This is a genomic window from Novosphingobium endophyticum (genome assembly GCF_014640675.1).
Classification (GTDB): domain Bacteria; phylum Pseudomonadota; class Alphaproteobacteria; order Sphingomonadales; family Sphingomonadaceae; genus Novosphingobium; species Novosphingobium endophyticum.
Window position 1 is genome coordinate 1 of record NZ_BMHK01000030.1, and the last position, 23499, is coordinate 23499.

The 23499-nt window shown below is 63.3% G+C and carries 22 protein-coding genes, 1 tRNA gene and 1 pseudogene; 8 read left to right on the top strand and 16 right to left on the bottom strand.

What is annotated here, in order from left to right; genetic code table 11:
* Both IEX32_RS16410 and IEX32_RS16415 read right to left on the bottom strand, forming a co-directional pair.
* Positions 1–492 (bottom strand): MBL fold metallo-hydrolase (locus IEX32_RS16410; protein ID WP_188772634.1); only part of this gene is annotated, 492 nt, incomplete at its 3' end.
* Between the two features lie 17 nt (positions 493–509).
* On the bottom strand, positions 510–851 hold the full coding sequence (locus tag IEX32_RS16415; RefSeq protein ID WP_188772635.1) for an ArsR/SmtB family transcription factor: 342 nt from the start codon (positions 849–851) through the stop codon (positions 510–512).
* A gap of 371 nt (positions 852–1222) precedes the next feature.
* On the opposite strand from IEX32_RS16415, the gene IEX32_RS16420 reads away from it, so the two are divergent.
* The 4 genes from IEX32_RS16420 to IEX32_RS16435 are packed head-to-tail and all read left to right on the top strand — an operon-like array spanning position 1223 to position 6972.
* Complete coding sequence (locus IEX32_RS16420) at positions 1223–1957, top strand: ABC transporter ATP-binding protein (protein WP_188772636.1); 735 nt, start codon at positions 1223–1225, stop codon at positions 1955–1957.
* Between the two features lie 7 nt (positions 1958–1964).
* The gene (locus IEX32_RS16425) at positions 1965–4328 is read left to right on the top strand and encodes an ABC transporter permease (RefSeq protein WP_229736430.1); all 2364 of its coding nucleotides are present in this window, start codon (positions 1965–1967) and stop codon (positions 4326–4328) included.
* 3 nt (positions 4329–4331) lie between these two features.
* Positions 4332–5513 carry an efflux RND transporter periplasmic adaptor subunit gene (locus IEX32_RS16430; protein WP_188772638.1) on the top strand — a complete coding sequence of 394 codons (1182 nt, stop codon included), beginning with the start codon at positions 4332–4334 and terminating at the stop codon, positions 5511–5513.
* A gap of 31 nt (positions 5514–5544) precedes the next feature.
* Positions 5545–6972 (top strand): efflux transporter outer membrane subunit, encoded by a 1428-nt coding sequence (locus IEX32_RS16435; RefSeq protein WP_188772639.1) that lies wholly within the window; start codon positions 5545–5547, stop codon positions 6970–6972.
* A 9-nt stretch (positions 6973–6981) separates the two neighbouring features.
* On the opposite strand, the gene IEX32_RS16440 is transcribed toward IEX32_RS16435, so the two are convergent.
* The 5 genes and pseudogenes from IEX32_RS16440 to IEX32_RS16460 all read right to left on the bottom strand — a co-directional run.
* Positions 6982–7614, bottom strand: coding sequence for a DUF2182 domain-containing protein (locus IEX32_RS16440; RefSeq protein ID WP_229736431.1), 633 nt, complete (start codon positions 7612–7614; stop codon positions 6982–6984).
* Positions 7615–7805: 191 nt separating this feature from the next.
* On the bottom strand, positions 7806–8438 hold the full coding sequence (locus IEX32_RS16445) for a DUF1326 domain-containing protein (RefSeq protein ID WP_188772641.1): 633 nt from the start codon (positions 8436–8438) through the stop codon (positions 7806–7808).
* Between the two features lie 33 nt (positions 8439–8471).
* Positions 8472–8732: an Arm DNA-binding domain-containing protein gene (locus IEX32_RS16450; protein ID WP_188772642.1), complete on the bottom strand. Its 261-nt coding sequence runs from the start codon at positions 8730–8732 to the stop codon at positions 8472–8474.
* A gap of 106 nt (positions 8733–8838) precedes the next feature.
* Positions 8839–8914 (bottom strand) — tRNA-Val (locus tag IEX32_RS16455).
* A gap of 371 nt (positions 8915–9285) precedes the next feature.
* Positions 9286–9419 (bottom strand): annotated as a pseudogene (locus IEX32_RS16460) (IS3 family transposase); the annotation flags it as partial.
* Between the two features lie 328 nt (positions 9420–9747).
* On the opposite strand from IEX32_RS16460, the gene IEX32_RS16465 reads away from it, so the two are divergent.
* Positions 9748–10287: a nuclear transport factor 2 family protein gene (locus tag IEX32_RS16465; protein WP_188772643.1), complete on the top strand. Its 540-nt coding sequence runs from the start codon at positions 9748–9750 to the stop codon at positions 10285–10287.
* A 77-nt stretch (positions 10288–10364) separates the two neighbouring features.
* Here IEX32_RS16465 and IEX32_RS16470 read toward each other — a convergent pair whose 3' ends face one another.
* Positions 10365–11222 carry a hypothetical protein gene (locus IEX32_RS16470; RefSeq protein WP_188772644.1) on the bottom strand — a complete coding sequence of 286 codons (858 nt, stop codon included), beginning with the start codon at positions 11220–11222 and terminating at the stop codon, positions 10365–10367.
* A gap of 3271 nt (positions 11223–14493) precedes the next feature.
* On the opposite strand from IEX32_RS16470, the gene IEX32_RS16475 reads away from it, so the two are divergent.
* On the top strand, positions 14494–14766 hold the full coding sequence (locus IEX32_RS16475; RefSeq protein ID WP_188772645.1) for a LexA family protein: 273 nt from the start codon (positions 14494–14496) through the stop codon (positions 14764–14766).
* A 31-nt stretch (positions 14767–14797) separates the two neighbouring features.
* On the opposite strand, the gene IEX32_RS16480 is transcribed toward IEX32_RS16475, so the two are convergent.
* The 4 genes from IEX32_RS16480 to dcd form a co-directional block, all read right to left on the bottom strand.
* Positions 14798–15268, bottom strand: a complete 471-nt coding sequence (locus IEX32_RS16480; RefSeq protein WP_188772646.1) for a nuclear transport factor 2 family protein — start codon at positions 15266–15268, stop codon at positions 14798–14800.
* On the bottom strand, positions 15265–16044 hold the full coding sequence (locus tag IEX32_RS16485) for an SDR family NAD(P)-dependent oxidoreductase (RefSeq protein WP_188772647.1): 780 nt from the start codon (positions 16042–16044) through the stop codon (positions 15265–15267). The genes IEX32_RS16480 and IEX32_RS16485 overlap by 4 nt, the downstream gene beginning before the upstream one ends.
* Positions 16041–16538 carry a nuclear transport factor 2 family protein gene (locus IEX32_RS16490; protein WP_188772648.1) on the bottom strand — a complete coding sequence of 166 codons (498 nt, stop codon included), beginning with the start codon at positions 16536–16538 and terminating at the stop codon, positions 16041–16043. The genes IEX32_RS16485 and IEX32_RS16490 overlap by 4 nt, the downstream gene beginning before the upstream one ends.
* Positions 16539–16616: 78 nt before the next feature.
* On the bottom strand, positions 16617–17171 hold the full coding sequence (dcd, locus tag IEX32_RS16495) for a dCTP deaminase (RefSeq protein WP_188772649.1): 555 nt from the start codon (positions 17169–17171) through the stop codon (positions 16617–16619).
* A 142-nt stretch (positions 17172–17313) separates the two neighbouring features.
* On the opposite strand from dcd, the gene wecB reads away from it, so the two are divergent.
* A complete protein-coding gene (gene wecB / locus IEX32_RS16500) occupies positions 17314–18447 on the top strand; it encodes a non-hydrolyzing UDP-N-acetylglucosamine 2-epimerase (protein ID WP_188772650.1) in 1134 nt (377 codons plus the stop codon).
* Positions 18431–19732: a UDP-N-acetyl-D-mannosamine dehydrogenase gene (wecC, locus tag IEX32_RS16505; protein WP_188772651.1), complete on the top strand. Its 1302-nt coding sequence runs from the start codon at positions 18431–18433 to the stop codon at positions 19730–19732. The genes wecB and wecC overlap by 17 nt, the downstream gene beginning before the upstream one ends.
* Before the next feature lie 9 nt (positions 19733–19741).
* Here the strand turns inward: wecC and IEX32_RS16510 are convergent, their stop codons facing one another.
* From IEX32_RS16510 to IEX32_RS16525, 4 genes are all read right to left on the bottom strand, one after another.
* Positions 19742–21253 carry an alanine/glycine:cation symporter family protein gene (locus IEX32_RS16510; protein WP_188772670.1) on the bottom strand — a complete coding sequence of 504 codons (1512 nt, stop codon included), beginning with the start codon at positions 21251–21253 and terminating at the stop codon, positions 19742–19744.
* 117 nt (positions 21254–21370) lie between these two features.
* Positions 21371–22138: a molybdopterin-dependent oxidoreductase gene (locus IEX32_RS16515; protein ID WP_188772652.1), complete on the bottom strand. Its 768-nt coding sequence runs from the start codon at positions 22136–22138 to the stop codon at positions 21371–21373.
* Positions 22135–23007: a cytochrome b/b6 domain-containing protein gene (locus IEX32_RS16520; RefSeq protein ID WP_188772653.1), complete on the bottom strand. Its 873-nt coding sequence runs from the start codon at positions 23005–23007 to the stop codon at positions 22135–22137. The genes IEX32_RS16515 and IEX32_RS16520 overlap by 4 nt, the downstream gene beginning before the upstream one ends.
* Before the next feature lie 24 nt (positions 23008–23031).
* A complete protein-coding gene (locus IEX32_RS16525) occupies positions 23032–23448 on the bottom strand; it encodes a secondary thiamine-phosphate synthase enzyme YjbQ (protein ID WP_188772654.1) in 417 nt (138 codons plus the stop codon).
* Positions 23449–23499: the final 51 nt, after the last annotated feature.

Sequence of the window (23499 nt, forward strand, 5' to 3'; positions counted from 1 at the left end):
CACATGCAGCGCGATGAGCGGGATCTCTCCCACCATCAGCTGTTCGCCGTCCGCAACGAGCCGGTCGAACTGCGAACCGTCGCGCGCGAACTCGGTACCTTCGTTAAAAATCTTGCCGAACACGTCCTGGACGGTGACGATCTCCCGGCCAATGACGAGCTTGCCGCCGAGTTTTTCCTGGAGGTAGGGAGCGGCTGACAAGTGATCGGCATGGGCGTGGGTCTCCAGGATCCAGTCAACCGTGAAGCCCTGCGCCTGAACGTAGGCGATGATCTCATCGGCGGACTCGAAGCTGGTCCGACCCGAGGGCTGATCGAAGTCCCACACGCTGTCCACGATCGCTGCCCGCTTCGTCATAGGATCGCTGACCACATAGCTCGCAGTGAAGGTCGGCTCGTGGAAGAACGCTTTCACGTGCGGCGCGCGCACCTCCCCGGCTCGAACCGCGCGAACGAGGACGATCGCCTGCTCGATGACGGTGTCGTTGGTCATAATTCGTCTCCGATTGCCTAGGCTTTGACGGGTCCGTGACCCAGGTCCGGACAGAAAATGTCGTGAAGCAGCACGAGTATCTGTTGCGCGCGCGGATCGCATATCCGGTAATATACGCTCTGCGCCTCCTTGCGGGTCGCCACGAGACCCTCCTCCCGCAGCCTTGCGAGATGCTGGGACAGCGCCGACTGGCTGAGCCCGATCCGCTCGACCAGATCACCCACCGCCAACTCCCCTCTCTCGGCCAGATGGCACAGCACGAGCAGGCGGCTCTCGTTCGACAGCGTACGGAGCAGCGCAGCGGCTTCCGCGGCCTGTTCCTCAAATGGGAACGATGATGATGTTACAACTTTTTTCATAAGGTAACTCTAATTTAGATAACTCTAATCTTATGTCAAGTCCCTTTGGGTTTTCCCGAGGTATCGCCACACCCGCGCTATCCGGCGACGGGCCGCCAGGCGGTGGTTTGGGGTCGGGCTGGGGCGTGGGCCACATCACCCGCAATCGCTGCAGGCAGCGTGAATTGGCCCGCCACGCACGGGGGCAGAACGGCTGAAGTTTTAAAACTGTCATGAGCACGAAAAGGAGGCGTTCTTCGCCGATCGGCGGAGAGCCCAACAAGCTGTGTGCGGGAGATTATCACGCAGTACCTGGACGAACGACCTTCCGGGCCGGTTGCCAATCCAAAGAGTGGTGGCATAGTTTCGCAAGCCAGTCAGATTGGAGCCGCATGACCAATGTCGACCCGACGACCGGATCGCTTGCCTGTGTCTACCGTACCGAAGGCCTGACCAAGGTCTATGGTGAAGGACCGGCCGCAGTCCATGCGCTGCGCGGTGTCGACCTGGCGTTGCCGGGCGGCGAGATCGTGGTCCTGCTCGGCCCGTCAGGAAGCGGAAAGTCCACCTTACTGAACATCATCGGCGGGCTCGACCGGGGTACCGATGGCACGATCTGGTTCCGCGACCAGGAACTGAGCGCGATGAGCGACGCGGAGTTGACGCACTACCGGCGCGACAACGTCGGCTTCGTGTTCCAGTTCTACAATCTGATGCCGAGCCTGACGGCGCGCGAGAATGTCGAACTGGTGACGGAGATCGCCAAAGACCCGATGGAGCCGGAGGAGGCCCTCGCGTTGGTTGGCCTCCACGCGCGCCTCGATCATTTTCCCGCGCAACTTTCGGGCGGCGAGCAGCAGCGGGTGGCGATTGCCCGGGCTGTCGCCAAGCGACCCAGGGTCCTGTTCTGCGACGAACCCACCGGCGCGCTTGACAGCACGACCGGCCGCGCGGTGCTCAAGGTACTGAAGGGTGTCAACGAGACGTTGGGCACCACAGTCCTGATAGTCACGCATGCGGCGGCCACCGCCGGCATGGCGCACCGGGTCATCCATTTCGCCGACGGAAAGATCCGCAAGATCAGGGAAAACGAAACCCGGCTCGACCCCGACAAGATTGATTGGTGAACGCGCAGTGAATCCGCTGGACCGCAAATTGTTGCGCGACCTGTGGCGCATAAAAGGGCAGGCCGCAGCCATCGGCGCCGTGATTGCCGTCGGCGTATTGCTGCTGGTAATGATGACCGGCCTCGTCAGGTCGCTCGACGAGACACGCCAGGCCTATTACGAGCGCTATCGCCTCGCCGAAGTCTTCGCGCCGGTCACGCGCGCGCCCGAGAATGTTATCGGCGACCTGCCGGCGATCCCCGGCGTCGCGGCGACTGAAGGCAGGGTCGCCGGCTATGCGCTGGTCGATCTGGACAGCGTCGACCTGCCGATCCAGGCCCGGATAGTCTCACTGCCCGATTTCGAGGCGCCGCGGCTTAACGACATCTTCCTCATCGCCGGGCGCCGGCTCGACCCGGCCAATCGGGACGAGATCCTGCTGCTGAAGAGCTTCGCCGATGCCCACGACATCAGGCCGGGAGATGCCCTGCGCGTGACGATCCGCGGCGCGCAGCGCGCGTTCAGCGTCGTCGGTCTGGTTCAGGCACCCGAGTTTCTCTATGTCACTGCGCCGGGTGAGCTTGCGCCCGACGACGAGCGCTACGCGGTGATCTGGATGAGTCGCGCCACCGCGGGCGCGGCCTTCGACATGGAAGGCGCCTTCAATGAGGCGCTGCTCTCGCTCACGCGCGACGCCCGCGAACCGGCAGTGCTCGAAGCGGTGGACCGTATTCTCGAACCCTATGGCGGGCTCGGCGCCTATGGGCGCGAAGACCATCTCTCGGATCGCTATGTCAGCGAGGAGATCAACGGCCTCCGCGCGACGAGCGCGATAATCCCGCCGCTCTTCCTCGCCGTGGCCGCGTTCCTTCTCTACATCGTCATTTCGCGCATGGTGCAGGCCGAGCGCGAACAGATCGGACTGATGAAGGCCTTCGGCTACACCGATCTCGAAGTCGGCGCGCACTATTTCAAGCTGATCCTGTTTATCGCCGTGAGCGGAGCGATCCTCGGTTGCCTTGCCGGCATCGCCGCCGGGCGGGCGATGGTGGTGCTCTATCTCCAGTTCTACAAGTTTCCCTTTCTGCTGTTCGAACTTCGGTCGTCCTCGTTCGTTCTGGGCATTCTGGTCAGCGTCTGCGCCGCCTCGGCCGGCGGCTTGCTCGTGCTGCGCAGAGTCTTCGCGCTGACACCGGCCGTCGCCATGCGCCCCCCGGCACCGGCGGACTACAGCCGCACGGGGGGCGTCGTCCGGAAACTGACCCGCATACTCGATCAGCCTGGCCGAATGGTTGTGCGGCGCGTCACGCGCCAGCCCGCCCTCATGGGCGGAGCGGTGCTGGGCATCGGCGCGGGCATGGCGCTCGCCGCCGCGATGACCTCGGTCATGTCAGGGTTCGACCGGACGATAGATGTCAATTTCAACGTGATCGATCGCAGCGATCTCACGGTCAGCTTCACCGACCCCAAATCAGACAAGACCATCCTCGAACTGCAGCGCCTGCCGGGCGTGATCGAGGTGGAACCGGTGCGAAACGTATCGGCCGTGCTGCGCAACGGATTGAGAACCCATCGCGGCGCGGTGGAAGGGCGGATCGCCACGCCTCGCCTCAACCGAGCGGTAACCAGTGAAATGGACGCTATCGACATGCGCGAAGAGGGCGTCATCCTCTCCACTTCACTGGCCGACAAGCTCCAGATCCGCCCCGGCGAGACGCTGACCGTCGAGGTGCGGGAAGGACGCCAGCCGGTGCTCGAACTGCCGGTTTTCGGCACCACCGAAAGCCTGCTCGGCTCGCCAGCCTATATGCAAATCGACGCGCTCAACCGGGCGCTACGCGAACCGGACCGGGTCTCGGGCGCGGCGCTGCGGATCGATTCCGCGCGCAGCGACGAAATCTATCGTACGCTCAAGGACATGCCAGCCGTGGCCAGCGTCAGCCTCAAGGACGAAACGCGCGAATCCCTGCAGGAGCTGATGGACAGCGGCGCCGGCGCGATGCGCTATGTGATGGCCGGCATCGCCTTCGTTATCACCTTCGGCATCGTCTACAACTCCGCGCGCATCGCACAGGCTGAGCGTGAACGTGATCTCGCCAGCCTGCGTGTCCTCGGTTTCACAAAGGGGGAGGCGGCGTTCGTGCTGCTCGGGGAACTGGCGGTGGTGATGTTTGTAGCCCTGCCGGTGGGGGCGCTGCTGGGCTATGCGCTGTCCTTCGGCATCGCCGCCGGGTTCAGCAGCGACCTCTACCAGATCCCTGCGACCTTCGGTCGATCCGACTTCGGCACTGCCGTGCTTGCCGTACTGGCTGCTTCAGTCGCCTCAGGGTGGCTGGTAAAACGCGACGTCGACAGGCTTGAACTCGTCAGCGCGCTGAAAGCAAGAGAGTAACCGATGGCTCGAAAGAAGATCACGCGTTTCCATCTGATGGTCGGCGGGGCGGTACTGATCCTCATACTGCTGATCTTCGCCTTCTGGCCGAGCGCCGCGGCGGTCGACATGGGCAAGGTCACTCAAGGGGCCATGCAACTGACGATCGATGAGGAGGGGCGCACGCGGGTCGGCGACAGCTATGTCGTGTCCGCGCCCGCTGCCGGGCGATTGCAACGCGTGGAAGTGACGCCGGGGGACCGCGTCATTGGCGGCCGGACCATCGTGGCGCGTCTGCTGCCCGCCCCGCTCGACCCGCGCGCCCGGGCACAGGCACACGCCGACGTGGCCGCGGCGCAGGCGGCCTTGCGCGCGGCACAGGACGAAGCGGTCCGGGCGGCGGCGGAGAAGAAGCTCGCCGGGAATAGCCTGGCCCGAGAGCAGAAGCTGTGGGAACTCGATTCCACGAGCCGTGAAGCGCTCGAGACAGCACAGCGCGATGCCGCCACCGCCGCCGCTGCCACCGGCGCGGCAAATTCTATCATTGAAGCGCGGCGCGCGGACCTGGAGCGTGCCCGTGCGGAGCTGGCCGGCGGCGGGGCCATCTCCATAGTCGCACCCGCATCCGGGCGCGTGCTCAGCGTAGAGCAGGAGAGCGAAGCCACGCTGGACGCAGGCGCGCCGATCTTGGAGATCGGCAATGTCAACGGCGACCTTGAAGTGCTCGTGGAACTGCTTTCGACCGATGCGGTGCAGGTCGCGGCGGGCAACCGGGTGCTGATCGACAACTGGGGCGGCGGCGAGCCGCTGCGGGGCGAGGTCGCGCGGATCGAGCCGCAGGGCTTCACCAAGGTTTCCGCGCTGGGCGTCGAAGAGCAGCGCGTCAACACAATCGTCCGGCTCACCGACCCACACACCGGCCAGATCGGCCTCGGAAGCGGCTTTCGTGTCGAGGCGCGCATTGTCGTGTGGGAAGACGACGATGCGATCGTCGTCCCATCCAGTGCGCTGTTCAGGGAGCAGGGAGACTGGGCCGTCTTCATCGTCGCGGACGGAAGGGCGGAACGCAGAAGCGTAAGGATCGGCCGCAACAACGGCGCCCAGGCGCAGGTTCTGGAGGGGCTGCGGAAGGGGGAGACGGTAATTCTCTATCCCGCTTCCGAAATAACGGACGGAACCAGGGTGGAGCGGCGCGATGCCGGCTAGAGCGGCTGTGAGCGCGAAGTTCGCAACGTCCATGGCGGCAGCCGCCTGCCTGTCCCTCGCCGCCTGCACGGTGCCGGGCGACGAGCCTCCCGAGATCGGCGTTACTATCCCACCCGGCTTCGCCGCGGCGAACGGAGCCCAGGGCGCCGTATACGAGAGGTGGTGGACGCACTTCGGCGATCCGCAACTCGACGCCTTCGTCGAAAGGGCCGTGGCGGACAGCACCGCGATCGGCCAGGCAATCGCACGTGTCCGGCAGGCGCGGGCGCGAGCGCGCATCGCCGGAGCAGATCGGCTGCCGCAGGTCGACGCCTCGCTTTCGGCGACCAGACAGCACTTGTCTCTGGAAAGCCTCGGCATCGTCGTGCCAGGGGACGAACCGAGAGCCGGACCCTCTTCTTACACAATCGAGACCTACGACCTGTCGGCCAATGTGAGCTGGGAGATCGACCTGTGGGGCAGACTGTCCGCCCAGTCCGCCGCGGCGCGCGCTGAATTCCTCGGCAGCGAAGCCAGCCTGCAGGCCGTGCGCCAGGTCATCGCCGCGCAGACCGCCCGGACCTATTTCGCCGTCGTCGAAGCGCGCGAGCAGGTCGAGCTGGCGCAACGGACGGTCGAGAACTACACCGAGGTGGCACGGCAGATCGGCAATCGTGTGGACGTCGGCTCCGCCCAGCCCATCGAGGGACAACTGGCGGATGCCAATCTGCGCTCCGCCAGCGCCCATCTCGCGCAACGACGGGAGACGCTCGCCATGCTGACCCGCGAGTTCGACATCCTGTTGCGCAACTATCCCGATGGCGAGGTCGCCGTCGCCGACGCCCTTCCCACCGTTCCGCCCCCGCCGCCCGCCGGCATCCCGGCGGAGCTTCTGGCCCGCCGGCCGGACATTGCCGCTTCGCTGCTGGACCTGCGGGCGGCCGGCTTCCGCCTGACCGCGGCGGAACGCTCCTTCCTGCCGGGCATCACCCTGACCGCCTCGGCCGGCACCTCCACCACCGAGCTGTCCAATCTGTTCGATCCGGGGGCCTTCATCTGGTCGGTCGCGGGACGCCTGCTCCAGCCGGTCTTCCAGGGCGGCCGTTTGCGGGCCCAGTTCGAATTGCGCGCCGGCGAGCGCGACGAAGCGCTGCAAAGCTATGCCGACGCGGTCCTGACCGCCTTGTCCGAGGTGGAGATCGCCTTGGCGGTGGAGGAGTTCCTCGGCGGCCAAGAGCGGGAGCTTGCCGGGGCCGTGGCCGCCGCCGAGCGGGCGGTGGAGATTGCCCGCAATCGCTACGATCTGGGAAAGGAGCCTTTGCTGACCCTGCTCGAAAGCCAGAGACGGTCCCTCGACGCCCGGTCAAGCCTGCTCGCGGTGCAAAGGCTGCGCCTGGCGAACCGCGTGGACCTGCATCTCGCTCTCGGAGGAGGATTCGGGCAAGCCGGTGAAAGCGCGGGTACGACCAGCGAAAAGTGATGGCTTCGGCTACGGCCAGGCTGAGAACAGCAACCAGCCGCCCCAGGCAATGAATCCATAGCCAAACACCAGCCCCGCAATCTTCCCTCGGGGAAGGAGCTTCTCGACCGCGACGACCATCGAAAGTACTGCGATCCAAACCAGGTTCATGACACCGCCGACGAACAACAGGACCATCAAAAGCCAACAACAACCAAGGCAGTAGGAACCGTGGATAAGGCCGAGCCGAAATGCTCCGGCCGCGCCGGGAGAATGATAGCGCGCGATGAACTCGGCCGGGTTGCGGCACTGCCTCAGGCATGCCTGCTTGGCAGGCGTTAACTGGTACAGTCCGGCGGCAATGAGAACGATTGCCGACAGGATACGCTCATCGAACGCCATGATCGCCGGAGACAGCAGGGACGCTCGGTCGAGCAGGATCTGAGCCAACGCGGCGGCGATGGAAAACACTCCCCAGGCCACAAGATAGCCTGCCAGAAATGACCATATCGGCGAAGCCGCAGCTGCATAGCTGGCGCGATAGGAACGGTCATAGAGAAGCACGACGGGTGCTGCGGCCGGCAGCATCATCGCCACCATCATGATCCACCACATCGAAATTGTCAGTGCGACATTGCGCGGCGACCAGTCTCCCATCGCCATCGCCATCGCCCCGGAAGTCGCATGCGCTGTCGGCGCCCCGCCGGGGTCGAAGGGCGCAAGGGAAAACTGAGCGCCATGCGGCATGCCGGCGCCACTTGCCAACCAGAGCCACGCAAGGCTGGTCAGCAGGACAAGCCCCCCAATCGTGACGAAGCTGGAAGCGCGCAGGATCCGCGCGATGCCAGATGCCATTATGCGCGAACGACTCCGTGGCTATCGAGGTGCAGGTGTGCGAACTGCGCATAGCTGCTTGCCAGTTCGATCGGTACCGGATCGGTGCCTGTGCTGGTAGCCGAGCCGACTTCGGCGTACTCATATTCAAAGCCGTCAGGTAAGTGAATGCGCGCCCGGACTTCGCTGCCGTCGACCGGGCTCTTGATCGGCTCCCCTTCCATGTCGACGTGGCCGGGGATGCGCAGACGGCCCTTGCGTCCTTCGATATCGACTTCGAACTCGATCGGAACAAAAAGCGGATCATGCATGGTTTCCACCGTCGAGGCGAAGACCGCAAAGAACGTGGCCATGGGATCGGTGTCGCCGCCCGTCATAATTGTCAGTAGTGATGCGCGCTGGGCATCGCTGGCGCGTTCATCGACAAAAGCGACGCATTCGCCATGGCCATCGTGGATGGGACCAGGCCATTTGAAGATCGCGCCGATCTTGAGGCCCGACAGATCCGTTTCGCCGTGCCTGCCCTCGTCGATGATCATTCCGAACACTGCGTGGCAATGCCCCTTGTCGGGCAAGCCGCCGAACTGACAGTTGCAGCCATAGTCGCAGGTGCAATTGACCAATTCACGGCCCTTGAATTCCCAGTAAGCCATAAATGCCTCCTGTATGATGTCAGCCAGCCCCGATCAGGCGGCGGAACCCCACAGCCAACAGTCTATCACCCCCGCCATTCCTATCCAAGCGGCCTTGGTCCGCGCGTCGGCGAGTGAGACAAGCGGATAGGGCCCAATCGCGAGCTTCTTCTCGCGCCCCTCCCAACGGTACTTCATCCGCCACAGCTTGGTCTCGGACGGATTGACCTGAAGATAAAGACCGCCTCCGTCGCCAAGCTCGTATGCCTTGGCTTTCGGCATTGCATTTTCGATCGCAAAATCGGTGAGCGCCATGAATGGGGGCCTTTCCCCGAATTGGACTCGGCGAGGCCAGGCCCTGAAAATACCGCAAATTTCTGCGGGTTACGGCGCTCAGTGGGACGTGATGGGCCATGATCCGTGGTGGGCGGTGACGGGCTCGAACCGCCGACCCTCTCGGTGTAAACGAGATGCTCTACCAACTGAGCTAACCGCCCCTGTGCCGGGAAGCCGCGCTAATGCTGGCTTTTCGGCACTTCGTCAATGGGTTTGTAGCGGACAGTTCCGGCAAAGAATGCCCCCGATGGGAATGCAGAATCACGGAATAGTGCAGGAATGGCTTCGCCAGTTTCGACCATTCAAGTTCTTGAATTTCATCGACGTGACCAAGCCTTGCGGGCTCCTGAGATGACTTGGTTCGGCGGCTTCTGCCAGAAACAGGTCGCCGCAGAGCGGCCCAGCTTCAGTGGCATGAAGTTGGAAGCCTAGGCACGTCACGCGGCCCTCGCCAATCGACCCAGGCTCTCACTGCAGAGTTTGTGAATCTGGCATGCCTGTGACGTGACCCCCAGCTTTCCTCCGGCTGTGATTAGAGCCGGGCGGTTGTTTTGCGCATGAGCGCGGTTGAAGCAATGGGCTGCGTAGCGGCGCCCGTAGGGCGTGGCGAAGCAGCCCATTGCTTTGCAGTTGGGCGGCGAACGCCGCCGGGGTCTCATAGCCAAGCTGCCGACTTCGGTACGATACGAAGTTCAATGAAAAGCTCTCCCGTTCCCGGACCTCGACACATCCGGTCCATCCGGGTTTTGTGCCCCTTCCAATCCTAGGACGTCCTCGATTGGCACCAAGTCGACCAACATGTCGACCCGGTTGGGGCATTGCGGATTTACACGATCAATCGCTGGGCGGGAGATCATCGAACGGATCAACAAACGCCCAGCCCCGTCTGCTTTTTCCACGCGAAACCGCGCAGGTCGCTGTCAGGGGCAAGGTTCTTGGGGTTCCAGCGACTCACTGCGCGACAGGAACCCTGCTGTTTGGGAATGTGGCCGGTTTGCGCAACATTGCGGCCATTGCCAGCAACGACGAACTTGCTGATTTCGGACAGCCTGCATTTTCGGGAGAGCAACGAGAAATAATGTTGTGCACGCGGCGACAGTGGCAACTTGAGGACGCCCTTTTCGTTGGTCCTGACAAAGGAGAAGCGAAGATGAGCGACAGCGACAACGACATCGTGGAACTGGAAACGGCATTCTGGCAATCCATGGTCGATAAGGATGCCGACCGAGCCAAAAAGATGATTGCAAACGATTGCCTCGTGACTGGCCCGATGGGTACTATGAAAATTGACCCCGAAAAGTATGCCGCCATGACCGAGGAAGGCCAGTGGAATTTGGCAAAGTTCGAATTTTCAGATGTGAAGGTCATTCGCCCATCAGATGATGTGGCTGTTATTGCCTACAAGGTGCATCAGGAAGGAACAATGAAAGGCAATCGAATGGATCTCCAATGCGCGGACAGCTCCACCTGGGTGCGTGCTGGCGACGAATGGAAGTGCGCACTTCACACCGAAACCATCTTGTCCGATGATTGACCCATAACGTCGGAAATTGGGTCGCGACCGTCCGCTTCAAAGAGACGGAAGCACAAAAGCGCACTTCTGGTCCTGCTTCATATTCCAGGTGGTGGCGGGGGCGGCGATACCTGCGACTCGCGTAGGTGAGGATACTGTGTGAGGAAGCGCTCTCTCGCTTCGGGCGAGCCGACGACGTAGATTTCGGCGGGGCCACATGCATCTTGCAAAACGCGCTCAATCTCCGCGTCAATGTCGGCACTTGCAGGCCCACCCCAATTCATTTCTTCGCCAAGTCGCGCAAGCGTTCTGCCACTGATCCGGTCGCGCAGAATGAAGTAGCCGGAGTCATCAATATCCAATCCCATCTCCGCATGGAACCATGCTAATTTGTCGGTAGCCTGTTCGAACTCGCCGACGAAGAAACATCCGTTCCGCAGTTCCACTCGCCCACGATAAAGCGCTTGGTGCTGTAGACCCGTCCGAGAAATAGAAGCGGGCCATACTCGAATGGTCTTCTTTGCCGCATCGCTCACGCGTGGAAGGTTCATTACTGGCACAAAGTGCCAGCGGATGTGCGTAGGCACATCCCAGTTGTTCTCATTTGTCCAGCGTACGAATTCCTCCTCAGTCAACCCGGTATCAATCATATCGACCGGCCCGTCAGAACTCTTTCCCGCAAGGCCGAAACCAAGTAGTGCACCGCGCTTTTTCAGCCGCGCGACCCACGTTTCACCGATGCGCTTTGCATTAGGAGGCAGAGGCGATGTGGCTTCGCGTTGCCTACCCCCATCAGCAGCCTGCGAGGACTGATTGAGTAACGCGCGGTAGTCAGGCGACGGTGCGCGGGTCTGCGTAGCGTAGTTGCGCGCTGTCGGCGTGACAGTATCTCCACGATTGTCGCTTGCAGGAGAACACGCGACGCATAACCCTAGCAGGGATAGGACCTTGAACATGAATAATTATCTGCCTGGAGTGCTTTCCCCCCGCTGAACGAATGGCACCTGTTCCAGGGCTCAGCCGGAAAGCCTCCGATCGGAACATGGCAGCGCTTTTGCCAAAGAGAAAGCCGGCAGCTTTCGCGGGGCATTTCGGGCATTCGCGAGCCGAGGATGGCACCGCAAAAGCCGACCGTCCGCTTTTCCCCAGTCTGGTGCCCGCGCCTATAACTGGAATTGGTGGGAAACGGACCAGTCCTCTTGGGCGCGCTTAGTAAGCAGCCATCCGGTGAACGGGTCAAATTGGACGTGTATCAATCTTCTCGGCAGCGAACCCACCGCTTGCGGCCGGACCGCCACAGCGACCCGTCATAAGACTGAGTGTCTGGGTTCCATTGTGCGCTCAATATGAGTTCGCGGTGCCCACTCTTCGCGGTGAGTGCCAGCCGAAGCTCCGGCGAGCGCATCCACCATTGCGGAGCAATCACAGGCACTTCCCGCCCGGCGTCGACGAGCCGCGCCAGAAAAAGCGGTGCGCTGGGAACATGCCCGAAGCCTAGAGTTACTTCGATAGGCCGCGGTCCCGCAGTCGTGCAAACAAGGCCGCCCGTTGCATGGGCGGGTGCTGAGAGCGCCAGCACGGCGAGCGGAAGCGAGAAAGTCCACGGTTTCATGGGTTCCGGTATTGCACCTAGTCGATGAATGGCGGCTTATGTGCGCACTTGGCGCTGACGCGACTTTCGTTGCACCGCCGCCGCCCTCCAGCCCGTTTCTCGTCACTTTGAAATGTCGTCAATGTGGACGTGTCCAGAATGTCCGCTCCTGGCTCAAGGCGCCCGCTGCCATGGGTCAGTGCTATCGGCAGTTGCGCCCGACTTTCCTGTCGTTCGAGCGTCGAGGACGGCTCCGCAAAAGCGGACCGGCAGCTTTTCTGCGGCAGAGGCCGAGAAGCGGGTATTGGTTCGTTAGAGGATAACGTCGTCTTTGGTGAAGGCGGAACTGAACCGGTGGGGTGTGGGGAGAGTTCAACGCCGCCTCCACATGCCAATCTCGTGCCCTTGCGCAAATGCCGCAATTTCCCTTCGGGACTAAACCAATCGACCTCGCCTTCCGATCTGTTTCCAGCTTTCGGCATAAAATTGCTGGAGGCCGAGAGCTGCGATGATGCCGACGGCACCGGCAGCAACCGCGGGGCTTTTCGGTCATTCGAGGGCGATTCGCATTTCCCTGAAAGCTGACGGTCTGCTTTCCAGCACCTTTCAAGTAGGGCTATGACCGAAAAGTTGGGGGGAGCGGACTGTTATGTGTCTGTTGCCCCCAAAGCCAGAACCCTCTCGTACTCGTTCAGTTGCGCCGCCTTATGAACGCGACGACGGCGACAGAGAAAGCCGAAGATCACTATCGGTGCGGCACCGACCAGAAAGGCCAGCCAAACAATCGGCACGTCCTGAAGCTCGATTAAACCTCTGAAATGCGCGCTGATGAGATATGCGAGCGCGGCAAATCCGACGCATGCACTGATTGTGAAACAAAGCAGTTCTGGCCAACGCGATGGTATGATTGGGCGGGAAAAGTTCATCGCAAGACTATAAGCTTCGTACCAGCAGAGACAATCCCCGCCTACTTATGGTGGTTATCGTTTTGGCAGCAATGTTGGCGTGTCCTGACGGGCTGCTTTGGCGGAGAAGTTGGGGAAAACTGCCGTCTCGCTTCAGCTTGGAAAAGCCTGAGACACAAGAAGGATCGGGCCGCCAGTGTAATGGCAGTAACCCATCACCATCATGGCACCGGGCCATTGGGTTTCGCATTGTCCAACGCGTCCGACAAACGTCGTGCGAGTGGGCCTAACTGGCGGTTCGCCGACTATCTCCCATTGAGCGTAAATCCCGATGCGCTTCCTGCGGAGCCGATCGGTTATGTTTGATCGGCGAGCCTTAGCGTCCCGCGTCGAGCCAAATATCGCTCGCCCTGACCAATATCCTTCGACTGCGACGCACTCGCCAATCAGTCCATTTGGGTCGGCAGCTAAAGCGGCGAAGGGCACACGCTTAGCATTAGAACGGTTGCAGTCGGCTGGGTTCGACCATGCGTTCATGATGAACTCGTCGCGAGGCGAATCGTCGGCGGTCTGGGCGGTCGCGTTGGGGGTGGCGACAATAGCTGCAACGCCCGCGAGAATGGCGACCAAACGACCAAGCATGCTCGGTTCTACCACCGATCAGCATGTCCGCAATGTCGTCGTGTCCGGAACGGCAGCTTCTCAATTTTGATTTTCGGGGTCGCGCCACGCGGGATCGACTGGAAAGTTGGGGGGAGCGGACACTATAGACGTCGTCTCAATCTCTGATAGGCCCGGCCTGCAAGGTTGCCGAGAGAGCTTATCCAGAGCAGCAGCATTCCGGCAATGAACACCACTCCAGCTGCTATTTCCAAACCAAAGCGCGGTAACACCGAGGCGACCAGCGCGATGAGGATTCCTGCCCCCATTATCGATAGGCTGAGCATTGTCGCTCGAGAAGGTGGCTTTCGTTTCACCTCAACATGGTGATGCACCAAGCCGATTTGGACAAGTGGTTGTCTTAAGAGTTGGCGTGAATCGACATAGCATTTTCCGATGAACGAAAGGCGGCTCACCGCCACCGTCGTCCAAAACCCGCCGTTCCGGACCCGGCAACTAACGGGTCATGGCGTGGTACCAAAGGCATACGGGCTAGCGATCCAAACCCTTGATTGCTCGCGAGTTGCGATAGCGGGGCTCAGCAGCCGGCCGCCCAGCGCGGACAACGCCATTGGGCCTTTCGATGGAAAGAAGTGCAGTTTCGACTGAGGCTGACCTGGTCTCGTCATCGTCCGCGGTAAGGTTCGCAGCCAATGCCATCTCCGTTAGTTTCCTGAAGCGACTCAACGCTTGCTGTGTCAATCACGGAGAGGTGGCCCTGCCGCCCCCGTCGGAACCCTGGGGCAGCGGATACCATCGGTCAAAGCTTGAAGTCTCCGCGCTGGCACGCTGCGGATTCCGATCCAATCGGCACCGAGGTTTGGCATTGTTTTGCCTGCTCCTATTCCGGATTTTTCGGAATTGGGTCAGTTTATTCCAGGCTATCCCAAAATGCCGACGTAGGAACTGGTACACGCTTCCCCACACCTTCAAACGCCGCGTGACGGCCGCCGCTCACCATGGCGTCAAGCTGATCCCGTTCCGACTGGCTGAGTTCCACGCGATACTTTATGTTCATCCGAGCCTCCTTCAGCGGTGAGACGCAGATGAATCCCGGAAGATGAATCGTAGATGAGACCGACACTTGCCGAAAAAGCAGAGCCACAAGCGCCGCGCTTCACCCAGCTCCAGGGCCAGTATCTGGCCTTCATCCATGCCTATAGCCGGATCTTCAAACGCCCCCCGGCTGAAGCGGACATGCGGCGACACTTCCAGGTCACAGCACCCTCCGTCCACCAAATGGTGATCACCCTGGAAAAAGCCGGTCTCATCAAACGTGAGCCGGGCGCCGCCCGAAGTATTCAGCTCCTGGTCGCCCCCGAAGCGCTGCCCGTCCTGCGATAAGCCAAACCGTTATAATCTCTGTGGCGCGGTACTAGCTTCCCCGCGAACGGACGATCGCCGCCTTGAACAGGCTGGCTTCCGCTTCCCAGTCCAGCCGCACGCGGCGGTGGGCAATGAGCCAGTCCTCGCCCACCTTGCGCAAGATGTCGAGGTAGTAGCCGGCATGATCGGGGCCGATGTCGGTCCAGGCGACCCAGTATGTGCGGGCATTGGCGCTGTCGGGGCCGGTCAGATCGATCTTCGAGGTCGAAAGGTGGTGGCGCACGAAAGTCGCGCCGTGCGTTGCGCCTTCTCCGGCAAGCCAGCGTTCCTGCCAGGCGCGGATGGCGGCGCGGCCCTCAAAACGAAACGCCTGCCCGCGGCGCACCTTCTCGGCCTCGATGATGCCGTCCTCGGTGAAGCAGGAGACGAAAGCGTCGATCTTCAGGCGGTCGCCGCTGGTGGTGTACCTGGCCAGCGTGTCGCGGATGGCTTCGCGGGCGAGGAGGTCTTCGAGCGTCATGACATCACCAGCCCGGCGTCGACGTTCACCGACTGCCCGGTGATCGTGCGCGCCTCGTCCGAGGCGAGGAACAGCGCGAGGCCCGCCACGTCCTCCGGCGTGGAGAACGTCCTGAGCGGCAGGGGCGCGACGATGCCCGCCTCGACCTCCGCCACGGTCTTGCCCTGCTCTTCGGCGATGCGCTTCATGTAGTTCAGCATGAGATCCGTGCCGATCGCGCCGGGCACCACGCAATTGCAGCGGATGCCGTATTCGCCCACCTCGCGGGCGATGGTCTTGGTGAGGATGCGCAGCGCGCCCTTGGCGGCGCTGTAGTGGCTCTTCCTCACCATCCCGTCCCAACCGGCGCTGGAGGAGAAGTTGACGATCGCGCCGGTCCTGCGCTCCAGCATCGAGCGGTTGAGCACTTCGCGGCTGCACAGCATGGCGGCCATGCAGTCGACCTTGTAGGTGTCGAGGAAATTGTCGACCGTCTGTTCCCAGATGTACTTGTCGACGCCCGGCACGGCGGCGTTGTTCATCATCACGTCGACCTGGCCCCAGCAACCCATCGCCGTCTCGACCATGGCCGCGACGTCGGCCTCGTCGGTCACGTCCGCGCGCACCGCGACGGCGTTCTCGCCGATAGCCGCCGCGACCTCCTCGACCAGTTCGAGCCGCCGCGCCGCGAGCACCAGCTTCGCGCCCTCCTCCGCCATCATCCGCGCCATGACCGGGCCGAGACCGGTGCTGGCGCCGGTGATGATCGCGACCTTGCCTGTGAAGCGCCCGCTCATATCGCCATGACCTTGCGCATGGTCTCGTGGCTCTCTTCCGAGCCATCGAGCGCGCGGTTGAAACGCTCGACGATGCGCCAGCCCTCGGCGGTGCGGCGCAAGGTCCAGTGATTGACCGCCGCGCGCCAGAGGACCCAGCGCTCGCCTTCCTTCAGCACCACCAGCGAATAGCCGACCGCTTCGGCCTCATCGCCCCTGATGCTGATCTTCGGAGTGGCGGTGAGGTGGGCGCAGCCGGTGTCCACGAGGTCGAGATGGCCTTGCCAGCCATACATGCCCGCGATCTCATCGGGCGCGGTCAGGCGCTTCGTCCCGCCGTCCGGCAAGGTGAAGCTGTAGCCGCCGCCCTCTACCCACAGCTCGCCGGCGGGCCGCGCCGTGGCACTGTCCACCAGCGGGCCGTAGGTATTGAGCAGGTTGAGGATCTCCAGATGATCCTCCGCCTTGCGGCAGCGCGCCTCGAGCGCGGCGATCCGGCTTTCGATGTCCTGCATGTCCTCTCCGTTCGCCTGTCTTGTCGAACACGAGTTGAACGCCCGCGGCGGGAGAGGGTCAATCCCCGTTTGGGGAGGTCAAAGGCGCGGCAGCGTCACCCCGCGCTGGCCCATGTACTTGCCCGCGCGATCAGCATAGCTCGTCTCGCACGGTTCGTTGCCCGCGAGGAAGAGGAACTGGCAGGCGCCCTCATTGGCATAGATCTTCGCGGGCAGCGGCGTCGTGTTGGAAAATTCGAGCGTGACGTGTCCTTCCCAGCCCGGCTCGAGCGGGGTGACATTCACGATGATGCCGCAGCGCGCATAGGTGCTCTTGCCCAGGCAGATCACCAGCACGTCGCGGGGCACGCGGAAATATTCGACCGTGCGGGCGAGCGCGAAGGAATTGGGCGGGATCACGCAAACGTCGGTCTTGCGATCGACAAAGGAGTTCGAGGCGAAGTCCTTGGGATCAACCACCGCAGAGTCGACATTGGTGAAGATCTTGAACTCGTCCGCCACCCGCGCGTCGTAGCCGTAGGAGGAAAGGCCATAGGAAATGCACCCGTCGCGGCGCTGCGCCTCCACGAAAGGTTCGATCATGCCGTTAGCCCGCGCCTGGCTGCGGATCCACTTGTCGCTCAGAATCGCCATGCCAAGCTGATTCCCCAAGCGCGGCGTCGGGGCAAGTGATGAGCGGGGTTTGTCCACCAGTCCCCGGCGAAGCACCCTTCCCCGTACCAGGACGGGGAGTACTTTATTCCAAGCTTAACACTGGCGTGATACGCACCCCGCCATGACCCGGCCCGCCCGCATTCTCGTGATCTTCGGCACCCGTCCCGAGGCGATCAAGCTTTTCCCTGTCGTCCATGCGCTGGACGCCGACCCGCGTTTCGAATGCGTGGTCTGCGTCTCGGCACAGCACCGGCAGATGCTCGACCAGGTGCTGGAGATCGCGGGGATCGTGCCCGATCACGATCTCGACGTGATGCAGCCGGACCAGACGCTCGATGCGCTGACCGCCAACCTGCTCACCGGGCTGGGCAAGGTGATGGACCAGGTGCGCCCGGACCGCGTGATCGTGCAGGGCGATACCGCCACGGCCATGGCCGGCGCACTTGCCGCCTATTATCGCAAGCTGCCGGTGGATCATGTTGAAGCGGGGCTGCGTTCGGGCAACATTCATCACCCTTGGCCGGAAGAGGTTAACCGCAAGATCATCGGCGCCATGGCCAGCCTGCACTTCGCGCCCACCACTACAAGCGAAGCGGCATTGCTCAGGGAAAACGTGGATCCCGCGCGCGTTCACGTGACCGGCAACACGGTGATCGACGCGCTGCACTGGGTTTCCGCGAAGATCGAGGCCCGGCCCTCCCTGGCCGCCGGCCTTGCCGATCTGGAAGCCAGGTTCGCCGGCAGGCGAATCATCGGCGTCACCAGCCACCGGCGCGAGAACTTCGGCGAGGGCATGGAGCAGATCGCGAGCGCCATCCGCCGCATTGCCGAACGGCCCGACACGGCGGTGATCTTTCCGGTCCACCTCAACCCCAACGTGAGGCGGGTGATGAACGAGCGCCTCTCCGGCCTCGACAACGTGGCGCTGATCGAACCGCTTGATTATCCGCACTTCGCGCGCCTGCTGAACATTGCCGAGATCATGCTGACCGACAGCGGCGGCGTGCAGGAGGAGGCCCCCGCCCTCGGCAAGCCGGTGCTGGTGATGCGCGAGACCACCGAAAGACCCGAAGGCGTCGCAGCCGGCACGGCAAAGCTGGTCGGAACATCGGCCGGGACAATCGTTACCGAAATATCAACCTTGCTCGACGATACAGCAGCTTACGAGGCCATGGCGCGCGCCCACAATCCCTTCGGGGACGGGCAGTCCGCGCGCCGAATCGTGGAGCTGCTTGCACGTGAAATCGGACACTAAACCCGCCGTCTGTGTCGTTGGACTAGGCTATATCGGACTTCCCACCGCGGCCGTCATCGCCCGCGCCGGATGCAAGGTGCTCGGCCTCGACGTCTCGCAAAAGGTCGTCGACACGATCAATCGCGGCGAAATTCATATCGAGGAAGTCGATCTCGACGGCCTCGTCCACGGAGTCGTCGCGCGCGGCCTGCTTTCCGCATCGACCGAAGTCGCGCCGGCGGATGTCTTCGTCATTGCCGTGCCGACACCCTTCGACAAGGATCATGCGCCCGACATTTCCTATGTGCTTTCCGCCGGCCGTACTATCGCCCCGGTTCTGAAGCAGGGCGACGTGGTGATCCTCGAGTCCACCTCGCCCGTCGGAACCACCGAGCAGCTTCGCGACCTCCTCGCCGAGCTGCGCCCCGACCTGAAGGTTCCCGGTCGCACCGCCGAGATCCCCGATATCTCGATCGCCTATTGCCCCGAGCGCGTGCTGCCCGGCCGCATCCTGGAAGAGCTGACCAACAACGACCGCTCGATCGGCGGCGTGACCCCGCGCTGCGCGAGGAAGGCGCTGGCCTTCTACAAGCGCTTCGTGCGCGGCGAGTGCGTCACCACCGACGCGCGCTCGGCGGAAATGACCAAGCTGGTCGAGAATGCCTATCGCGACGTCAACATCGCCTTCGCCAACGAACTGTCGATCGTCTCCGACACAATGGGCCTCGACGTGTGGGAAGTGATCCGCCTCGCCAACCGTCACCCGCGCGTGAACATCCTGTCGCCCGGCCCGGGCGTGGGCGGCCACTGCATCGCGGTGGACCCGTGGTTCATCGTTCACGGCGCGCCCGAGCAGACCCCGCTGATCCGCACCGCGCGCGGCGTGAACGATGGCAAGATGCACCATGTGGTCGCCAGGGCCGAGGCGCTCGTCGAAGCGCACCCCAAGGCGAAAGTCGCCTGCCTCGGCCTCGCCTTCAAGGCCAATATCGACGACTTCCGCGAAAGCCCGGCGCGCTTCGTTGCCAGCCGCCTTGCGCGCAAGTTCGGCAGCCAGATCCACATCGTCGAGCCCTATGCCGCGCAGCTGCCGATCGAGTTCACCGACACCGGCGCCACCCAAATCGACATCGACGACGCGCTCGAGACCTGCGACATCCTGATCGTACTGGTCGACCACGACGTGTTCCGCGTCGTACCGCTGGCCGAGCGCGCCGAAAAGCTGGTCTACGACACGCGCGGCATCTGGCCCGACCAGCCGCAGGCGGTACGCGAGCAGGAGGCGGCGCTGCGGCTGGCGAGCTGACGCCTTCGGCTACTTCTCCACCGTCGGCACGTCATGATCGTGCCCGGCGTCCTTCTCTCCGCGCGCGAGCTTGAAGACCACGCCCGAGAGCAGCGCGAGGGCAATCAGGTTGGGCAGGGCCATCGAGGCGTTGGAAATGTCGCCCAGGCGCCAGACGAGCTGGAGCGGCTGGCTCGCCCCGACCATCACCGCCAGGCACCACAGGACGCGCCAGATCAGGTGCAGCGCCTTTTCGCCCCGCGCGCTGGCGCCCGGAATCCGGTCGTAGAGGAAAGTGATCGCCCGCTCGCCGTAGTAGCTCCAGGTCAGCAGCGTCGTGAATACGAAGAGGATCAGCGCCGTCGAGGCGATGATGCTGCCGATCGCCACGCCGCCGATCGACACCGGAAACGCCGCCGCGAAGGCGCCCGAGGTCATGGCGAAGCCGGTGAGGTCCGACTGCCAGGCGTGCTGCACCGCTTGCCCGCCGCCGGTGAAGTCACCCTCCACCGTCAGGATGACGAGCGCGGTCATGGTACAGATGACGATGGTGTCGATGAACGTGCCCATCATCGCCATGCGCCCCTGCACTTGCGGGTCGTCGGTCTGGGCGACGGCGTGGGCCATCGGCGTCGAGCCCTGGCCGGCCTCGTTTGAGAACAGGCCGCGCGCCACGCCCGCGCGCAGGGCGAGCATGATCCCCGCGCCGACGAAGCCTCCGGTCGCGGACTGGGCACTGAAGGCCCCGCCGAAGATGCGCGCGAAAGTCTCCGGGATGTCGCGGATGTCGAGGAGGATCGCGATCAACGCCATCAGGATATAGGCGCCGGCCATGAACGGCACGATCCTCTCGGCCACCGCGCCGATCGACTTGATGCCGCCGATGATGACGATGAAGACAACGATGGCGGTGATCAGGCCGCCCATCCATTCCTCGATGCCGAACAGCTCGTTCATGCCGTCCGCCACGGCGTTTGACTGGATCGCGTTGCCGGTGATGAGCGTCGAGAACAGAGTACCGAGGCAGAAGATCACGGCGAGCCAGGTCCACTTGGGGCCCAGGCCGCGTACGATGTAGGTCATCGGGCCGCCGCGCCAGTGGCCATTGGGGCCTTTCTGGCGAAAGCGGATCGCCAGCGAACCCTCGGCAAAGGCCAGTGCCATGCCGATCAGCGCGGTGATCCACATCCAGAAGATCGCTCCCGGCCCCCCCAGCGCGATGGCGGTGGCGACGCCCGCCAGGTTGCCGGTGCCGACCTGCCCCGAAAGCGCCGTCGAGAGCGCGGCGAAGGGGCTGATCTCACCCGAACCGCCTTTCTGGCGGCCACGAAACAAACCTGCGAAGGCATTGCCGAGCTGGCGCAGCGGATAGAAGCGCAGGCCCACCATCATATACAGGCCGATGCCCAGCAGCATGATCACCATCGGCGGGAAGGGCACGATCACCGCCCCATCCCAGGTTCCGCCCCATATAAAGTCCGAAACATTGGTGATGTCGTCGATCAGGCCCGGCTCCGGATCTCCCGGTGCGGCTGCGGCCATCATGGCTGTGATTGTCATTCGTTGGCGTTCCCCTGATTGCTCGCCATGCGATGGCGATGCGCGATGGTGGACGAAAGAAAGGCTACGCGAAAGAGGCTGTGTGGACAGGTCCGGTGGCTAAATCCCGGCGTACCAGGCGTAGGCGCCCTGATCCTCCCAGTACCCGCCCCGCCCGCCGTAGAGGCCCTCGAGCGAAGACCGGGCCTCTATGCGGGTAACGAACTTGGCATGCTTGTAGCCGAGCTGCCTCTCGACCCGCAGCCGCAAGGGCGCGCCGTGCTTTTCCTCGAGCGGCCGCCCGTTCATTTCCCAGGCGAGGATGGTCTGGGGATGAAAGGCGTCCACGAGATCGATGGATTCGTAATAGGGATGGCCGTGAAGCACGTCGGCGCAGTGGAACACGATATACCGCGTCTGCGGCTTCAGCCGCGCGAGGTCGAGCAGATGGGCAAGCCTCGGTCCGCGCCACTGGCCGATGGCGCTCCAGCCCTCGACGCAGTCGTGGCGGGTGATCTGGCTGCGCAGCGGCAGCGCCTTGAGGACGTCCAGCGGCATCGCCAGCGGCCGTTCGACAAGGCCGTCCACCTTGAGCGACCAGTCGGCGAAACCTTGCGCGAGCTGGCTCTTGTACGCCTCGCCGGAGCCCTCGCGGCTGCCGTTGGCGCGAAACACAGGCGACATCTCGTGAACCGAAAACTCGCGCGCCAGCGCATCGCGGCCCAGCGCGCGCTGCGTCGCCATGTGCAGGTCCTCGCCGCTCTCCAGCACGGAGCGGAACGCGGCATTCTCGAACAGCCGGTCGCAGCCGGTCAGCAGCAGCCCGCCCGCGCCCACGGCGCCTGCGCGGATCAGCCTGCGGCGCGAAAGGATGAGCTTCTCCGTCATTCGCCCTTCTCCTTCGGCAGACGATAGTTGCCGCTAATCATCGCGCGCACCTCGTTGAAGGGACCGGCCAGCACGACCATCACGATGTGGACGAGGAAAAACGCGATCAGCAGGAACGCGGCGATGAAGTGGACCGAGCGCGCGGACTGCCTGCCGCCGAAAGCCTCGGTGACGATCGGCGCCCAGGCGTCGGTGGCGGGCGACATGGCAAGCCCGGTGACGATCATCAGCGGCAGCAGGATGAACAGCACTCCCGCATAGGAGAGTTTCTGCAGCGAATTGTACCTCAGCGCCGCCGCGCCCGTCGGGAACCGCAGGCGCGCGTGCCGCCAGATCTCGTGCCACAGGTGGCGCGGGTTCCACTCGGCGCGGGTGACGTGGATGTCGCGGCGCAAGTGGCCGTTGATCAGCGACCAGAGGAGATGGAACAGCAGCCCCAGCGCCAGCACCCAGGCGAAGGCAAGGTGCCAGATGCGCGCGACCGAGAGGCTGTATTGCGAAGGGATCGTCGCCCAATAGGGAAAGGCATGGCGGCGTTCGCGCCCCTCGGCATCCTTCCACAGCCCCAGCACCCCCGTCGTGTCAAAGCGCCGCGAGCCGACCTGCAGGAAGCCGCTGTCCTCCCCGGTCCGTGTATTCCGCAAGGTGCCGATCTTGAGCCAGGGCTCATCGAAGTTCGCCCCGTATTCTCCCCAGTAGAGCCGGGGATGGGCATTGAAGATCATCAGTCCGCTCATCAGCATGACGAGCAGCGTGACCGCATTGACCCAGTGCCACACCCGGGTCGAGAGCCGATGGCGCCTGACGAGCGCGCCTCCGCGAGGCCGGTCCGGGGCGGCACTGTCGCATTCGGGCTGCCCGACGCTCATCATCCCCTCCTTCGCGCTCGCTCGCTACTGCCCGATCAGATGGACCGCCACTTGGCGACGGTGCGGTATTCGCCGGTGCTCGGCAAGGTAAATTCCCTGCCACGTTCCCAGCGCCATGCGCCCGCCGATCAGGGGAATCGAGAGGTTCACGCCGGTCAGCGTCGCGCGCAGGTGCGCGGGCATGTCGTCCGGCCCCTCGTCGTCGTGGGCATAGCGGGTATCTTCCGGCGCAAGACGATCGAGCCATTCGGCAAGGTCCTGCCGCACTTCGCGCGCGGCGTTTTCCTGGATCAGCAGCGAAGCCGAGGTATGGCGGCACAAGAGGGTCAGCAGGCCTTCGCCGATTCCGCTTTCGGCGGCCCATCCGGCTATCGCTCGAGTGATATCGGTGAAGCCGCGGCCCGGAGTATCGAAAGTGAGGATTGTACAGACTTGTCTCATGGTCCCACAATCCTGATCGCATGGCACGCAGCTTTCAACTGCTGGCGGCAA

Coding starts and splice junctions, on each gene's coding strand:
- IEX32_RS16430 (WP_188772638.1), top strand. CDS start 4,332: ATGGCTCGAAAGAAGATCACGCGTTTCCATCTGATGGTCGGCGGGGCG.
- IEX32_RS16520 (WP_188772653.1), bottom strand. CDS start 23,007: ATGAGCGTCGGGCAGCCCGAATGCGACAGTGCCGCCCCGGACCGGCCT.
- IEX32_RS16445 (WP_188772641.1), bottom strand. CDS start 8,438: ATGGCTTACTGGGAATTCAAGGGCCGTGAATTGGTCAATTGCACCTGC.
- IEX32_RS16435 (WP_188772639.1), top strand. CDS start 5,545: ATGGCGGCAGCCGCCTGCCTGTCCCTCGCCGCCTGCACGGTGCCGGGC.
- IEX32_RS16420 (WP_188772636.1), top strand. CDS start 1,223: ATGACCAATGTCGACCCGACGACCGGATCGCTTGCCTGTGTCTACCGT.
- IEX32_RS16480 (WP_188772646.1), bottom strand. CDS start 15,268: ATGACGCTCGAAGACCTCCTCGCCCGCGAAGCCATCCGCGACACGCTG.
- IEX32_RS16515 (WP_188772652.1), bottom strand. CDS start 22,138: ATGACGGAGAAGCTCATCCTTTCGCGCCGCAGGCTGATCCGCGCAGGC.
- IEX32_RS16470 (WP_188772644.1), bottom strand. CDS start 11,222: ATGTTCAAGGTCCTATCCCTGCTAGGGTTATGCGTCGCGTGTTCTCCT.
- IEX32_RS16510 (WP_188772670.1), bottom strand. CDS start 21,253: ATGGCCGCAGCCGCACCGGGAGATCCGGAGCCGGGCCTGATCGACGAC.
- IEX32_RS16485 (WP_188772647.1), bottom strand. CDS start 16,044: ATGAGCGGGCGCTTCACAGGCAAGGTCGCGATCATCACCGGCGCCAGC.
- dcd (WP_188772649.1), bottom strand. CDS start 17,171: ATGGCGATTCTGAGCGACAAGTGGATCCGCAGCCAGGCGCGGGCTAAC.
- IEX32_RS16490 (WP_188772648.1), bottom strand. CDS start 16,538: ATGCAGGACATCGAAAGCCGGATCGCCGCGCTCGAGGCGCGCTGCCGC.
- IEX32_RS16450 (WP_188772642.1), bottom strand. CDS start 8,732: ATGGCGCTCACCGATTTTGCGATCGAAAATGCAATGCCGAAAGCCAAG.
- IEX32_RS16440 (WP_229736431.1), bottom strand. CDS start 7,614: ATGGCGATGGGAGACTGGTCGCCGCGCAATGTCGCACTGACAATTTCG.
- IEX32_RS16415 (WP_188772635.1), bottom strand. CDS start 851: ATGAAAAAAGTTGTAACATCATCATCGTTCCCATTTGAGGAACAGGCC.
- wecB (WP_188772650.1), top strand. CDS start 17,314: ATGACCCGGCCCGCCCGCATTCTCGTGATCTTCGGCACCCGTCCCGAG.
- IEX32_RS16525 (WP_188772654.1), bottom strand. CDS start 23,448: ATGAGACAAGTCTGTACAATCCTCACTTTCGATACTCCGGGCCGCGGC.
- IEX32_RS16475 (WP_188772645.1), top strand. CDS start 14,494: ATGAGACCGACACTTGCCGAAAAAGCAGAGCCACAAGCGCCGCGCTTC.